Here is a 13,563-nt window from a genome sequence, read left to right on the forward strand (position 1 = left end):
TAGCCGGGAGATCTGCGGAGGATCCCGGAAGTGAACCCCGGGAGTCCCTGCCGGACGACAGGGCCCGGGGTTTCGCGCATCCTCAGCGCGTCAGCAGCTCAAGTTGTTCACCAAGGATTTCGACAGATCGGATGAGCACGGCTCTCAGCGCAGGCGCTTCCTCGCGGCGCGACGAATGCGCCACACCGGATCGTGAGCAAGATGCTCGAGCGCCGCACGTGGCAAGCCCGATCGCCCGCCCAGCAATCCACGCACGCCCTGGTCCGCGTCTTTCGACAGTGTCACCAGTGCATCCACGGGTGTCCTGCGATTGCTCGCCAGCGCCTCCCTCACGGCGACAGCGCTATCCGCGGCGAGTGCGGCCAAAGTGTCCGCCGGAGTCGACTCGTCGGCGGCGACGCGCCGCCGCTCCGTTGGGGACGAGCGCATGTGTCGCCTGGCGAGTTCGCGAACGCCAGCGTCCGCGTCCCGGACCAAGTCAGTCCAGAGCACCTCAGGCGCCGAGGGGTGAAGCGCGACAGCTTGGCGGATCGCGGCCCTGCCGTCCCGCGACAGTCGCTTGAGCGCCCCGGGAGTCGAGCGGGGGTGAAGCGCAACGAGCAGGCAGATCTCGAAGTCGGACTCCAGACTCAGGGTCTCCAACGCTGCGCCGGGCGTGCTCCGGTGGGCTGCGACCAGCCGACGCACGTCGTCGCTCCGATCGGCAACCATAGTGGCGAGCGCCTCGGGAGATGCGGAAGAGTTGCCAGCGACCGCGCGCCGGACTTCTACCTCGGGGGCCTTGGCCAAGGCATCGAGCGAGTAGACAGGCGTGCGACCGTTGGCGGCGACCGCCTCACGGGTGTGCGACGACCCGCTGCCTGCGAGATCCGCGAGCAAGTCGGCCGAAGCCTCAGAATGTTGCGCGATGTACGCCAACTCATGATTGGGCACACGTGCCACCAACGCCCGGAGCACACCGGTCGCCGCGATCGGGTTGTGGACGCACTCTCCGCGCACCTGTGCAGAAGGGTCCCGTGCAAGCCGCTCGAGGACGGATGCGTCGCAGGTATACCGCGCCACGCTGGCACGCACGCTCTCGTCTGAGTCATCTGCAAGCCGCGATCTTTGTCGATCAGACGCGTACACGCTTCCCGCGAGCGAGCGTCGTACCTGGGGCGCCTCGTCGCGGACGAGAATGCCCTCGACGAACGTCGGCTCGAGCGGCACCGTTGACGATGCGACGTGCACCTTTTCCGACGTCGCATGCGCGCGGACCAATACGCCCGCAACCTCGAGCGCACTCCGCGGCTCGGGCAGCATGGCGGCGTCGCAGTCTTCTGCGATGAGCCTCTCGGCATGGCCTCGACGCTGCCACGAGAGTGGCTCGACGAAGGTCGGGGCACCAGGAGCACCGAGGTATGGCGCCCGCACCTCGATATCGTCGACAAATCGCTCCACCACTGCGTCAGGCGTGCGCGGGTTGAGCGCAACACTGCGGCGCACCATGAGGTCTTCGTGATCCGCAAGTGCGACGAGCACGTCGCTCGGCGCGGAGCGCCCCCCAGCGAGTGCGCGAGCGTGGTTCCGGGTGGCGTGAAGCACGCCGTAGACCAACGCAGACGATCGCGGGTTGGACGCAAGTGCGCGTGCCACTTCTGTCGAATCCGCGTGGCACTTGGCGATCCACTCAAGCGTCGAGCTCGGCGTGGAGGGGTTGCGCGCGAGGGCGGCAGCGACGGTGTCTCCGGCGTGCTCCGCGATCCGCGCCAGCGTGCGCGGCAACGTCAGGGGGTTGGTGCCGATGACTTCGAGCAGCTCACTCGGTAGGTCGAGAACATCGTCACGGAAGATGCCTTGTGGAAATCGCCAGGCGGTCTCGCGCACGTCCGCGCGCATCGCCACATTGGCCATGGCGATCCGCGGGTCCGGCCCCCACCGTGACTCCATGATCAGCGCAAGTACGCTCACGGGGGTTGAAGGATTGCCCGCTACGGCCTCGACCACGGCTGGCTCGACGTCATGCGCCCACTGCGCGAGCGTTTCCGCGGGAATCCACGGCTGCCGCGCGAGACGAACACGCAATGACGTGTGCGGCGCGGATATCATCACTGTCAGCGCGCCACGAGCGCTGCCCGATTCACCGGAAAGTATCCGGTGAAGATTGAGCCCGAGAGCCGCCGCAATGTCGTCGTTGTGCTCCAGGCGCCAGTTGCGCCGCCTCAGCGCCTCCTCACGCACCCGCTCGGTCTGATCGCGCTCCAGGATCTCGTAGACCTCGCGCGCGGATCGGAAGTCCCGCGCCACCGCCAAGCGGACATCGTCCGAAGAATCGTGCGCGAGAGCCATCAGCAAGTCGACTGGAGGGCTCCCCTGCGCTACCACTTCGCGCACGAGAGGGCTCGGGTCTCGTGCAAGAGCCGTGAGGGTGCCGATATCGAGCACCGCATCTGCACCAAGCACGCGTTCCTCGGGCTCGTCCGATCGCAGTAGTCTCGCGACCTCATGCCCCTCGAGGGTGCGGGTCAAGGAGCGCTCAGCGGCGACGCGCACCTTCACGTCTCGGTCCGCACGAAGGAATACCGCCAGCGCAGGGCTCAGTCGTCGTCGCTTGGCGAGCGATTTCGCTGCGGCAGCCCGGGTAGCCGCATCGCGGTGTCCGAGCAAGGCGAAGTCGTCGGCCTCAGATACGCCCACGCTCACGGGCGCGCTCCGCCTTGGGGCCCAGTCAACGGCTCGTAAGCGACCCGCCCCTCGACTATGTCGCGGTTGAGCGAGCGGAGGCGGCGCACCAGCTCGGGCCCGTCCTGAGCGACGGCCTTGGGCCAGCCGTAGGCCGCAGCGACGGCCTCGTCGAGGCGCTTGTGCAGCGCCTTGAGGTCGGCGAAGCCGCCCTCGTCCATCAGGTTGTAGAGCTTGGTGAGGCCCAGTTGGTGCTCGATGCAGAGCTCGGAGCGGCGAGCGTAAAGGGCGCTGGATGCCTCGGCAATAGCCTCCCTCTGAGTCTTGGTCGGCTGGGGCCAGGGGAAGGTCTCGAACACACTGGTTGGCGTGTAGCGGAGTCGCGTCTCGAGCGTCGAGGACTGGGCCCATGCCCACGCGTCGTGCGCGCGGGAGAGCAGGATGCCCATGGAGTAGTCATCGTCGAAGGCGAACACGTTCACCAGGTTGCTGGGGCAGACGGCGGCATCCTGCCAGGCAAGCGCCAGTCGCTTGCCCGTCGCGGTACCCACAATAAACCGCGAGAGCGGCGAGAGAGCGGAGCGCATGGCCGTGCGGGGCTCGCCGAAGATCCACCATCGCTCGCGGTAGACCGCGCGGTTCGACTGCTCACGGTCCGGCTTGACCAGACGCCGCACGATGTCGAGCGCGGCGGGGTAGGACGCAGCTTCTTCGAGCGGACGGAGCCCGAAGTCGATGATCCAACGGGACGGATCCTGGGCAGATCGGTTTGCCACGTCATCGCCGATCACGTAGGGACGCACGATGTCCGCGTAGACGGCCTCGGAACGGGATTGCAGCGCCGCCGCAGACGCATCGTCCATCACGAAGCCCTTGCCGATCGGAATCGGCCCCTGGAAGCACCTGCCCTTGTTGGCCGCGAGCGCCTGCGGAGCCCACGTATCGGCGCCGGTCGCGGTGAGGGAGGGCGTGATCCCGGCGACGCGCGCGCCGTCGAGGTCGAACTCAGTGACCGCCTCCGCGGGCTCCTTGATCCAATTGACGATCGAGACGTGAACCTTGGCCTCGCCCGGCCACTTCTGCGACGAGACCGCGTCGGTGATCACGCCGCCGTGCGCGGCAACGTATTCAAGCGAGGCGCCGCGCGCGCGGTTCTGTGAGATGGAGTTGGTGCCAACGAGGCCGGCTCGCTGGCCCTGCGCAAGGGCGTCGTTGGCCTTGCGGAACCAGTACACGCACAGGTCCTTGATCCCGACGCCGAACTCCTTCTTAAGCCATGTGAGGTAGGCGTCGCCCAGGGACTCGCGGAGGAGCTGAGAGCCGAGAAATGGCGGGTTCCCGATGATCGCGTCCACCTGGGGCCACTCGGCGCGCAGGGCATCGGCCGCCCGCACGCCCGGCAGGCTCACCAGCGGCAGTGGCGCCTCCGCCTCCCCGTAGAGGTCCATCACCTGGCGATGTCCCATCCACAGCACCACGCGCGCGATCATGACCGCGACGTGCTCGATGTCAATCCCGTGGACCGCGGTGAGCGGCACGTACGGCAGCGGTCCGGACGGTGCGGGCGCACCCGTGGTCTCCGCGAGGGTGAAGATGCGCTGCTTGAGTTCGTACTCGAGGGCGCGCAACTCGCGATACGCCACATAGAGGAAGTTGCCGCACCCGCACGCGGGGTCCAACACCGTGAAGGCGCACAGCTCGTCGAGCAACGCCCGGGCCTCCGCAGGCGAGGCGGTGGCGGCGATCCTGTCACGCCACGGCCGCACGATCGTGGGTGTGACGATCTTCATGATGTCGGCCTCGTGCGTGTAGTGCGCTCCCAGCGCCGAGCGACGCTCCTGACCCAGCACGCCCTCGAGCAGGCTGCCGAAGATGGTGGGGTTGACGTTGCGCCAGTCGAACTCGACCGCCTTCTTGAGGTGGAGCAGCTCGTCCCTGGTCAGCATGGGCGAATCGACCTCGGCGAAGAGGTCGCCGTTGACGTAGCGCGTACCCGCGTAGGCGCCGGCGCGACCCGAATCGGACTTCTTGTTCAGCAGCCCGAACAGGTAGTCGAACTCCCTGGTTGAGTTGAGCTCAGGATCCTTTAGCACCACCTCGACCGCATGCGACAGCGGCAGTCCGTCGAGCAGGCCCAGGTCCTCGGCGAACATGCACCACACCACCTGCATGGTGAAGCGCTGAATGTCCGTGACCGGCGCGGCGCCGCGGTCCGCAAGGGAGGTGTACAGCTTCGCCACGTGCTCGGCGGCCTCGGCGGTGAGCTCCCGCCTCTGCTCCGTGAAGACGGGATCCACGTCACCCGCCACCAGGAACATGAACGCCTCGGCGCGGTCGGGAAGCTCCCTGAGCGTGAGGCGCAGGCGCGGCTCCTTGGGGAAGCGTCCCGGCTCCCAGATCTCGAACTCGTGGAAGTTGCACAGCACCACGAAGCGTGCCGCGGGGATGCCCTCCTTGGCGTCCGAGGACTCCTGCCAGTAGCGAATGCGCTGGTCGTCGGCCTTGGCCAGGGCCACGCCCGGCTTCTTCATCTCGACAATGAGCTGGCCGGGCCAGTGGAGGTCCATGAAGCCGGCGGAGGACTTGAAGTCCTCGAACAGTGCCCCCGCCGCCAAGCGATCCGTGCCGTAGGCTGCGAAGAGCTCGTTGAGGAACGTCTGCGCCTCGGCCTTCTCGGACCCCGCGTACGCTTCCCACCGCTTCACGAAGGCGCGCAGATCCGCCTCAATCTCGGCACCACTTCGCACCGGTGTCCCCCTCAGCGTCTTTGATTGCGCTCGCCCGCTCCGCCTTAGATCAGGCGAACCGCGTCACCCGCATAGTACGTGTCCTGCATCAAGCGCTTGTGCTGCTTGGCCAGTTCGGTGATCGCCGCGTCGAGCGCGAGCTCGACATTGCGGTCTCCGCCCGACTTCTTCACCTTTGCCAGGCCCTTCTTCGCACGTGCGATGGTGTGTTCGAGATTCAGTAGCACCGCGGAGACCTCACCCATCGCGTCGTCGCGCGTCGGGTCGCCAGATCCAGACGGAACGTGAGCAGCAGAGGACATGAGGGCTCCCTTCGGACCCACCCAGGGTACCCGCGCCGACCGACAGCGTGCCGCGGCTGTGGACGGGACATGACGTACACACCTTCCCGCACGGGCAGGGTCGCGACCCAGGTCCCGAGCGAACGCCCCCGCGATCTGTCTACCCTGACCTCACACAAGCCAGCCCGCACCCCGGCGGGCCGCGAGGAGGAGCCATGGAGCGCATCGTCCCCATCGAGGGAATGACGTGTGCCGCGTGCGAGACCACGGTCACCGCCGCCGCGCTCGAGCTTCCCGGCGTGCGCGCCGCGCGCGCCGACCGCCGCTCGGGCCGGCTCACCCTCGAGGGCGAGCGTCTGCCCGCCGATTCCGCCCTCGATGCCGCGCTCGCCGACACCCCGTATCGCGTGGGCGCACGTCCGTGGCTGAGCCGCGATCACACGGTGTGGCGCGACGTCACGGTCGCGGCCGCGGTGGTCGCCGCGCTCGCGATCACGGCGTACGCGTTCGGTCTCGACGAGCGCATCGGCACGCTCACGTCAGGCGCCTCGGCCGGATCGCTCGCGCTCATCGCGTTGCTGGGCGTCGCGGCGTCGGTGTCCACGTGCATGGCGCTCGTGGGCGGCCTGGTGATCTCTCTCGCGGCCTCCGTCGGGGACGATGCCCGCCGCGCCGCCCGCTTGCGCCCCCACCTCGCGTTCAACGTGGGCAGGGTCGTCGGCTTCGCGGTGCTGGGAGGCGTGGTCGGGTGGGCGGGCCAGGGACTGCAACTCTCCGGCACGGCGCTCGCGGCGACGATGCTCGTCGCCGCCGTGGTCATGGGCGTCCTCGGCCTGCGCCTCACCGGCGCCTCACCGCGCCTCGCCGGGTGGCAGCTCACCCTGCCGGGCCGCTGGGGCGCATGGGCGCGGACGGGTGCCGGTCCGTCCACCGTTCGCAAAGGCGCCCGCGCCGGCGACCTGCGCGCGGCAGGACTGGGCGCGGCATCGTTCTTCCTGCCGTGCGGCTTCACGCAGGCCGTCCAGGTCTACGCGCTGTCGACGGGATCCGCCGCCGCGGGCGCCGCCGTCATGGCCGTCTTCGCGCTCGGGACCACGCCCGGACTGCTGGCGGCCGGCGCCGCCGCGAGCGCGGCCAGGCGGTCCTCGACGGGACGAGCGCTCCGGGTCGTGGGCGTCGTGGTGGTCGCGTTCGCGCTGGTGACGGGCGCGGGTGCGGTGACCACCCTCGCGCCAGGGCTCGGTTTCGGCGGGCTCACCCCCACCGAGCGCACGGCCAACGTCGCGGATGTCCGTGGCGCGCAGGAGGTCACCACGGTGGTCGAGGCGGACGGCTACTCCCCCGAGGTCTCGGTGGTCTACGCGGGCGAGAACGTGAGGTGGCGCCTCGAGCCCGAGTGGGTCGGGTGCGCGAGCCTCATCACCGCGCCATCGCTCGGCCTCGACAGCATCGACGTGCTCACGGGTCCCGCCACGGTGGAGTTCACCGCGGGCGAGCCGGGCACGTACGCCTACTCGTGCGCAATGGGCATGTACACGGGCGCGTTCGTGGTGATCGACCGGCCCGAGGCGTGACCTAGCCTCGCAACCTGTCGAGCGCGCGCCGCAGGCGCCGCTCGCGCGTCGCCTCGGTCGCTGCGGTCATGAGCGGGTGCAGGACCGCGAAGCGCTCGGCGCGGGTGAGCGCCTCGAAGGCGGCCTCGAGCGCGGGCTCCGCGGCCAGCGCGCGGGCGAGGTCGTCCGGCACGGCCGCGGTCGCCGAGCCGTCGTAGGCCCGCTCCCAGCGCCCGTCGTGCCGAGCCTTGGCGACCTCCTCGAGTCCGCGCTCGCGCATGCGCCCCGCGTCGGTGAGGCGCGCGACGTGCTCGACGTTGCGGGCCGACCACATCGAGCGCGCGCGTCGCGGCGTGAAGCGCTGGAGGAAGGTCGCCGCATCGCGGCCCCTCTTCTGGCCGTCGATCCACCCCGAGCACAGCGCCTCGTCGAGAGCCTGGGCGTAGGTGAGCGACGTGGGCACCGTGACGCCCTTCTTCGCGAGCACGAGCCACACGCCGTCCGACGTCGACTCGTGGAGGTCGAGCCACACGCGCCAGGCCGCGGCATCGGCCACGGTGAACTCGGCGGGCTCCGCCATCGCTACTGCGCCTGGTACGGGCTCACCACGATGTCGACGCGCTGGAACTCCTTGAGGTCCGAGTAGCCGGTGGTGGCCATCGAGCGCCGCAGCGCCCCCATGAGGTTCGACGTGCCGTCGGCGCGGGTGCCCGGGCCGAAGAGGATCTCCTCGAGCGTCCCGGTCACGCCCACGTGCACGCGCTCCCCGCGCGGCAGCTCGGGGTGGTGAGCCTCGGGACCCCAGTGGAAGCCGGCACCCGGCGCCTCTTCGGCGCGCGCGAGCGCGGCGCCCAGCATGATGGCATCGGCGCCGCATGCGAAGGCCTTGACCAGGTCGCCCGAGCGTCCCAAGCCGCCGTCCGCGATGACGTGGACGTAGCGGCCGCCGGACTCGTCGAGGTAGTCGCGTCGCGCGGCCGCGACGTCCGACACCGCGGTCGCCATGGGTGCGTGGATGCCGAGCGTGGTGCGCGTGGTCTGGGCCGCACCGCCGCCGAAGCCCACGAGCACGCCTGCGGCACCGGTGCGCATGAGGTGGAGCGCCGCCTGATACGTCGACGCCCCTCCGACGATCACGGGCACGTCGAGGTCGTAGATGAACTTCTTGAGGTTGAGCGGCTCGGCTCCGTCAGAGACGTGCTCGGCGCTCACCGTGGTGCCGCGGATGACGAACAGGTCGACGCCGGCCTTCAGCACGGTCGCGTAGTGCTCCTGCGTGCGCTGCGGGCTGAGCGCCCCGGCCACCACCACGCCGGCGGCGCGGATCTCCTTGAGCCGCGCGGTGATGAGCTCATCCTTGATGGGCTCGCGGTAGATCTCCTGCATGCGCACGGTCGAGTCGGCGGGGTCGAGGGCGGCGATCTCCTCGAGCAGCGCGGTCGGGTCCTCGTAGCGCGTCCACAGCCCCTCGAGGTCGAGGACGCCCAGGCCGCCCGCGTTGCCCAGCGCGATCGCGGTCGCGGGGCTCATCACGGAGTCCATCGGCGCGCCGATCACGGGGATCTCGAACTGGAAGGCATCGATCTGCCAGCCGAGGCTCACCACCTGCGGATCGCGCGTGCGGCGCGAGGGCACCACGGCGATGTCGTCGAAGGAATACGCGCGGCGTCCGCGCTTGCCGCGGCCGATCTCGATCTCGTTGCTCACGGGCCACCAGCCTACCGGCGATGATGACGATGCGACGCGGTGTCGGTGAGGCGTGCCAGTCTAGGACCATGAGCTGGCTCGACGAGACAATGGTCGGATTCGACACCGAGACCACGGGCGTGTCCACGGAGCACGACCGGATCGTCACCGCGGCGGTGATCACGCGCACCGGGGAGACCGTCACCACGCGCACGTGGCTGATCGATCCTGGCGTCGAGATCCCCGCGGGCGCGACGGCGGTGCACGGCATCACGACAGCCCAGGCACGCGCGGAGGGCGCGGCCCCAGCGCAGGCGCTCGAGGAGGTCGCAACCGCACTCGCCGGCGCCCTCAACGCGGGCTTCCCCGTGGTCGCCTTCAATGCGCAGTTCGACCTCACGCTGCTCGAGAACGAGCTCGCGCGCCACGGCCTGCGCTCTCTCGCGGCGCGGCTGGTGCGGCGCGAGGTGCGTCCGGTGATCGATCCGCTCGTGCTGGACCGCAAGCTCGACCAGTACCGCAAGGGTAAGCGCAAGCTCATCGACCTGTGCACCCTCTACGCGGTGACCGTGGTCGCGGAGGACCTCCACGCGGCCGATGCCGACGTCCTGGCGACCCTCGAGCTGGTCCAGGCGCTCGCGGCGGCCCATCCCACGATGCGCGCGACGTCTCTCGACTCGCTCCACGACCTCCAGGCCTCGGCTCATCGCGAGTGGGCGGTGCGCTTCGCGGCGTGGCTGAAGTCGAAGGGAGAGGTCGACGACCTCCCCCGACCCGAGTGGCCCGTCGCGGTCGCCGCCGCCCCGGCGCCCGCAAATCAGGACACTCTGTTCGGGTAGCCGCGAGGTGCCCGCGGTGTGAGGCTCGGGCACCCGAACGCGCGGCGCTATCGTCGAAAGCGTCACTCACCGGAGGTCACAATGACGTGGTCCACTGAAACAGACGCCCGCGCCGGGACGCCGCTCGGAACGCTCACCGGAACGTCGGCGGGCCCCTTTTCCGGGGCATCGTCCGGGCCCTTGGCCGATGCGCACGCGCAGCTCGCGAGCGCGATCGATCACCTGGGCTACGAGACCGGCATGCACCGCATGCTCGCGACGTCGCGCCGCGAGCTCATGGTGAGCGTGCCGCTACGGCGGGACGACGGCTCGACGGCGGTGTACTCGGGCTACCGCGTCCAGCACAACTTCTCGCGCGGCCCCGCCAAGGGCGGACTGCGCTTCGCTCCCAGCGTCGACATCGACGAGGTCAGGGCGCTCGCGATGTGGATGACGTGGAAGTGTGCGCTCGTCGACGTCCCGTACGGCGGCGCGAAGGGCGGGATCGCGATCGACCCCCGCGAGCACAGCCTCGCGGAGCTCGAGCGCGTCACGCGGCGCTACACGTCGGAGGTGCTGCCGATCATCGGCCCCACCAAGGACATCCCCGCCCCCGACATCGGCACCGACGAGCGCACCATGGCGTGGATCATGGACACGTACTCGGCCGCGGTGGGGTACACGGTGCCGGGCGTGGTGACGGGCAAGCCGGTGAGCCTGGGCGGGTCGCTGGGGCGCGCCTCGGCCACCTCCCGAGGGGTCGCCAACATCACGCTCATGGCGATGGCCTCGCGCGGCATGCGGCCCGAGCGCGCGACCGCCTCGGTGCAGGGATTCGGCAAGGTCGGTCGCGATGCGGCGCGCTTCCTCGCCGCAGCGGGCGTGCGCGTCATCGCGGTGAGCGACGTCGACGGCGCGATCTACGACCACCGAGGCCTCGACATTGGCCGGCTCGCCGAACACGCCGCACGGACGGGATCGGTCGTGGGCTTCGAGGGCACCGAGTCGATCGACCCGCGCTCGGTCCTCACCCTCGACGTCGACGTGGTGGTGCCCGCCGCGGTCGAGGGGGTCATCACGGAGCACAACGCTCACCAGGTGCAGGCGTCGATCGTGGTCGAGGGGGCCAACGGACCGACCACGAAGGCCGCCGACTCGATTCTGCGCGAGCGCGACGTGCTGGTGGTGCCCGACATCCTCGCGAACGCGGGCGGCGTGGTGGTGTCCTACTTCGAATGGGTCCAGGCGAACCAGGCGTACCAGTGGTCCGAGCGCGACGTGAATGATCGCCTGGAGGAGCGCATGACGCGCGCGTGGCACGACGTGGTCGACTACGCAGGCGCCCACGACCTCACGTATCGCCAGGCGGCCACTGCCCTCGCGGTGCGCCGCGTCACCGAGGCCCACAAGCTTCGGGGGCTCTACCCCTGAGCCGGGGGCCGAGCCCCACCGCACCCCACCTCAGCCCAGCAGGTACCGCATCAGCATCCCGACGCTCATCACCACGATCAGCACGCGCAGCACCACGGGCGACACCCGGAACAGCACGTGCGAGCCCACGTAGGCGCCCACGAGCTGACCCGCGATCATCACTCCGCCCACCGCCCAGGCCATCTGCCCCGCGATCGCGAAGACCGCGAGCGACGCGATGTTCGTGGCGAAGTTGAGGGTCTTGGCGACCGCTGTCGACCTCACCAGCGGGTACGCGCGCAGGGTGACGCCCGCGAGCGCGAAGAGCGACCCCGTGCCCGGCCCGAACGCGCCGTCGTACGCGCCAATGGCGGGCACGACGCTCGCCTCGTAGGGCGCCGCCGACATCCGCTCGTGATCCGGCGGGTGATGAGCGCGCGGCACAAAGGCGAAGTACGCCGCGATCACGGCGAGCACCACGGGGATGAGGATCCTCAGCGCGTCCGCGTCCGCGAATTGCACCGCGACGGAACCCGCGACGGACCCCAGGAAGGCCCACAGCATCGGCCAGCGAGCATCGTCCCATCTCACTCGGCGCCTGCGCAGCACCTGCCACGTCGCCATTCCCGTCCCGAAGGACCCCTGCAGCTTATTGGTGCCGAGCGCCTGCAGCGGGGGCACGCCGGCGAGCAGTAGCGCGGGCAGCGTCAGCAGCCCGCCGCCGCCGGCGAGGGTGTCGAGAAACCCGGCGACCAACGCCACGACCGCCAGGATCGCGAGCGTCTGCCAGGCGAGATCCACCTACTGGCGGCCCGCGTAGTTGGGTGCCTCGACCGTGATCTGAACGTCGTGAGGGTGGGATTCCTTGAGCCCGGCAGGCGTGATGCGGACGAACTTGCCGCGCTCCTGCAGCTCCGGAATGGTGCGCGCACCCACGTAGAACATCGACTGGCCCAGGCCGCCGACCAGCTGGCGCACGACGGAGGACAGCGGACCCTTGTAGGGGACGCGACCCTCGATGCCCTCGGGGATGAGGTCATCGTCGCTCGGGGCGTCCGCCTGGAAGTAGCGGTCCTTCGAGTAGGAGACGCGCCCGCGGGACGCCATCGCACCCATGGACCCCATGCCGCGGTAGCTCTTGAACTGCTTGCCGTTGACGAGCACCAGGTCACCAGGGGTCTCCGCGCAGCCGGCGAACAGCGACCCCAGCATGACGGACGATGCGCCGGCCACCAGGGCCTTGGCGATGTCGCCCGAGTACTGGAGGCCGCCATCGGCGATCACGGGCACGCCCGAGGGGTGCGCCGCCTTCCACGCCTCGTACACCGCGGTCACCTGAGGCACGCCCACGCCCGCAACCACGCGCGTCGTGCAGATCGACCCGGGGCCGACTCCGACCTTGACGGCGTCGACGCCAGCATCGACCAGCGCCTGGGCGCCCGCGCGGGTCGCCACGTTGCCGCCGATCACCTGCACGTGGCGGGTCGCGGGGTCGGACTTGAGTCGCTGGATCATCTCGATCATCGCGCGCGCGTGACCGTGGGCGGTGTCGACCACGAGCGCGTCGACCTCGGCCTCCACGAGCGCCGTCGCACGCTCCCACGCGTCGCCGTAGAAGCCCACCGCGGCGGCCACCCTGAGGCGACCCTCCGCATCCTTCGAGGCGAGCGGGTACTTCTCGGTCTTGACGAAGTCCTTGACGGTGATGAGGCCCGTGAGGCGGCCGTCGGCGTCGACGAGCGGCAGCTTCTCGACGCGGTGCTTGGCGAGCAGCTCCGAGGCCTCGGCGTTCGAGACGCCCTCGCGCGCCGTGATCAGCGGCATTGCCGTCATCTGCTCGCGCACCAGGCGCGTCGCAAACTCCGAGGGGCTCACGAAGCGCAGGTCGCGGTTGGTGATGATGCCCACGAGGCGGTTGTCCTCGTCGACCACGGGCAGGCCCGAGACGCGGTACTTGCCGCACAGCGCGTCGAGTTCCGCGAGAGTCGCGTCGGGGCCCACGGTAACGGGGTCCGTGATCATGCCGGACTCGGATCGCTTGACGATCTCGACCTGGTGAGCCTGGTCCTCGATCGACAGGTTGCGGTGCAGCACACCCAATCCGCCGAGCCTCGCGAGGGCGATCGCCATGCGTGCCTCGGTGACAGTGTCCATCGCCGCGGACAGCAGCGGGACCGCAACGGAGATGCCCTTGGTGAGCTGAGTGGTGGTGTCCACCTCGGACGGAATGACGTCGGACTCCCCGGGCAAGAGGAGGACGTCATCGTAGGTCAGTCCGGTGAAGGCGAAGGGGTCGTTCTCGAGCGGCGCCATTGGCACATTCTAGGCGGTCGTCGGAGTCTCACGAACCAGGCAAATCGGGACTTCCCAAGCCACCCCGAGGGTGTTAAGAATGGCAGTGAGGGAG

10 protein-coding genes are annotated in these 13,563 nt (G+C 69.8%); 3 read left to right on the top strand and 7 right to left on the bottom strand.

The features are described 5' to 3' along the window. Positions 1-144 precede the first annotated feature (144 nt). From ABEA62_RS06695 to ABEA62_RS06705, 3 genes are all read right to left on the bottom strand, one after another. Entirely contained in the window at positions 145-2,682 is a 2,538-nt protein-coding gene (locus ABEA62_RS06695) for a hypothetical protein (protein ID WP_345379247.1), read from the bottom strand. Continuing rightward, positions 2,679-5,366 (bottom strand): DNA methyltransferase, encoded by a 2,688-nt coding sequence (locus ABEA62_RS06700; protein WP_345379250.1) that lies wholly within the window; start codon positions 5,364-5,366, stop codon positions 2,679-2,681. The genes ABEA62_RS06695 and ABEA62_RS06700 overlap by 4 nt, the downstream gene beginning before the upstream one ends. Positions 5,367-5,452: 86 nt before the next feature. After that, positions 5,453-5,710 (bottom strand): hypothetical protein, encoded by a 258-nt coding sequence (locus tag ABEA62_RS06705; RefSeq protein WP_286215058.1) that lies wholly within the window; start codon positions 5,708-5,710, stop codon positions 5,453-5,455. 194 nt (positions 5,711-5,904) lie between these two features. Between ABEA62_RS06705 and ABEA62_RS06710 the strand changes: the two genes are divergently transcribed. After that, positions 5,905-7,263 carry an urease accessory protein UreH domain-containing protein gene (locus tag ABEA62_RS06710; protein ID WP_286215057.1) on the top strand — a complete coding sequence of 453 codons (1,359 nt, stop codon included), beginning with the start codon at positions 5,905-5,907 and terminating at the stop codon, positions 7,261-7,263. 1 nt (position 7,264) lies between these two features. Here ABEA62_RS06710 and ABEA62_RS06715 read toward each other — a convergent pair whose 3' ends face one another. Next, the gene (locus ABEA62_RS06715; RefSeq protein WP_286215056.1) at positions 7,265-7,822 is read right to left on the bottom strand and encodes a YdeI/OmpD-associated family protein; all 558 of its coding nucleotides are present in this window, start codon (positions 7,820-7,822) and stop codon (positions 7,265-7,267) included. A 2-nt stretch (positions 7,823-7,824) separates the two neighbouring features. Then, positions 7,825-8,949 carry a GuaB3 family IMP dehydrogenase-related protein gene (locus ABEA62_RS06720; RefSeq protein ID WP_286215054.1) on the bottom strand — a complete coding sequence of 375 codons (1,125 nt, stop codon included), beginning with the start codon at positions 8,947-8,949 and terminating at the stop codon, positions 7,825-7,827. Positions 8,950-9,017: 68 nt separating this feature from the next. Here ABEA62_RS06720 and ABEA62_RS06725 point away from each other — a divergent pair, with 68 nt between their 5' ends. Next, positions 9,018-9,767 (top strand): exonuclease domain-containing protein, encoded by a 750-nt coding sequence (locus tag ABEA62_RS06725; protein WP_286215052.1) that lies wholly within the window; start codon positions 9,018-9,020, stop codon positions 9,765-9,767. Positions 9,768-9,848: 81 nt separating this feature from the next. Further along, a complete protein-coding gene (locus ABEA62_RS06730) occupies positions 9,849-11,177 on the top strand; it encodes a Glu/Leu/Phe/Val family dehydrogenase (RefSeq protein ID WP_345379256.1) in 1,329 nt (442 codons plus the stop codon). A 30-nt stretch (positions 11,178-11,207) separates the two neighbouring features. Here ABEA62_RS06730 and ABEA62_RS06735 read toward each other — a convergent pair whose 3' ends face one another. Both ABEA62_RS06735 and guaB read right to left on the bottom strand, forming a co-directional pair. Next, positions 11,208-11,957 (bottom strand): TSUP family transporter, encoded by a 750-nt coding sequence (locus ABEA62_RS06735; RefSeq protein ID WP_286215049.1) that lies wholly within the window; start codon positions 11,955-11,957, stop codon positions 11,208-11,210. Further along, positions 11,958-13,469 carry an IMP dehydrogenase gene (gene guaB / locus ABEA62_RS06740; protein ID WP_286215047.1) on the bottom strand — a complete coding sequence of 504 codons (1,512 nt, stop codon included), beginning with the start codon at positions 13,467-13,469 and terminating at the stop codon, positions 11,958-11,960. It lies immediately after the preceding gene. Between the last annotated feature and the right edge of the window lie 94 nt (positions 13,470-13,563).

Source organism: Demequina sediminis, from assembly GCF_039545075.1.
Taxonomy (GTDB): Bacteria; Actinomycetota; Actinomycetes; order Actinomycetales; family Demequinaceae; genus Demequina; species Demequina sediminis.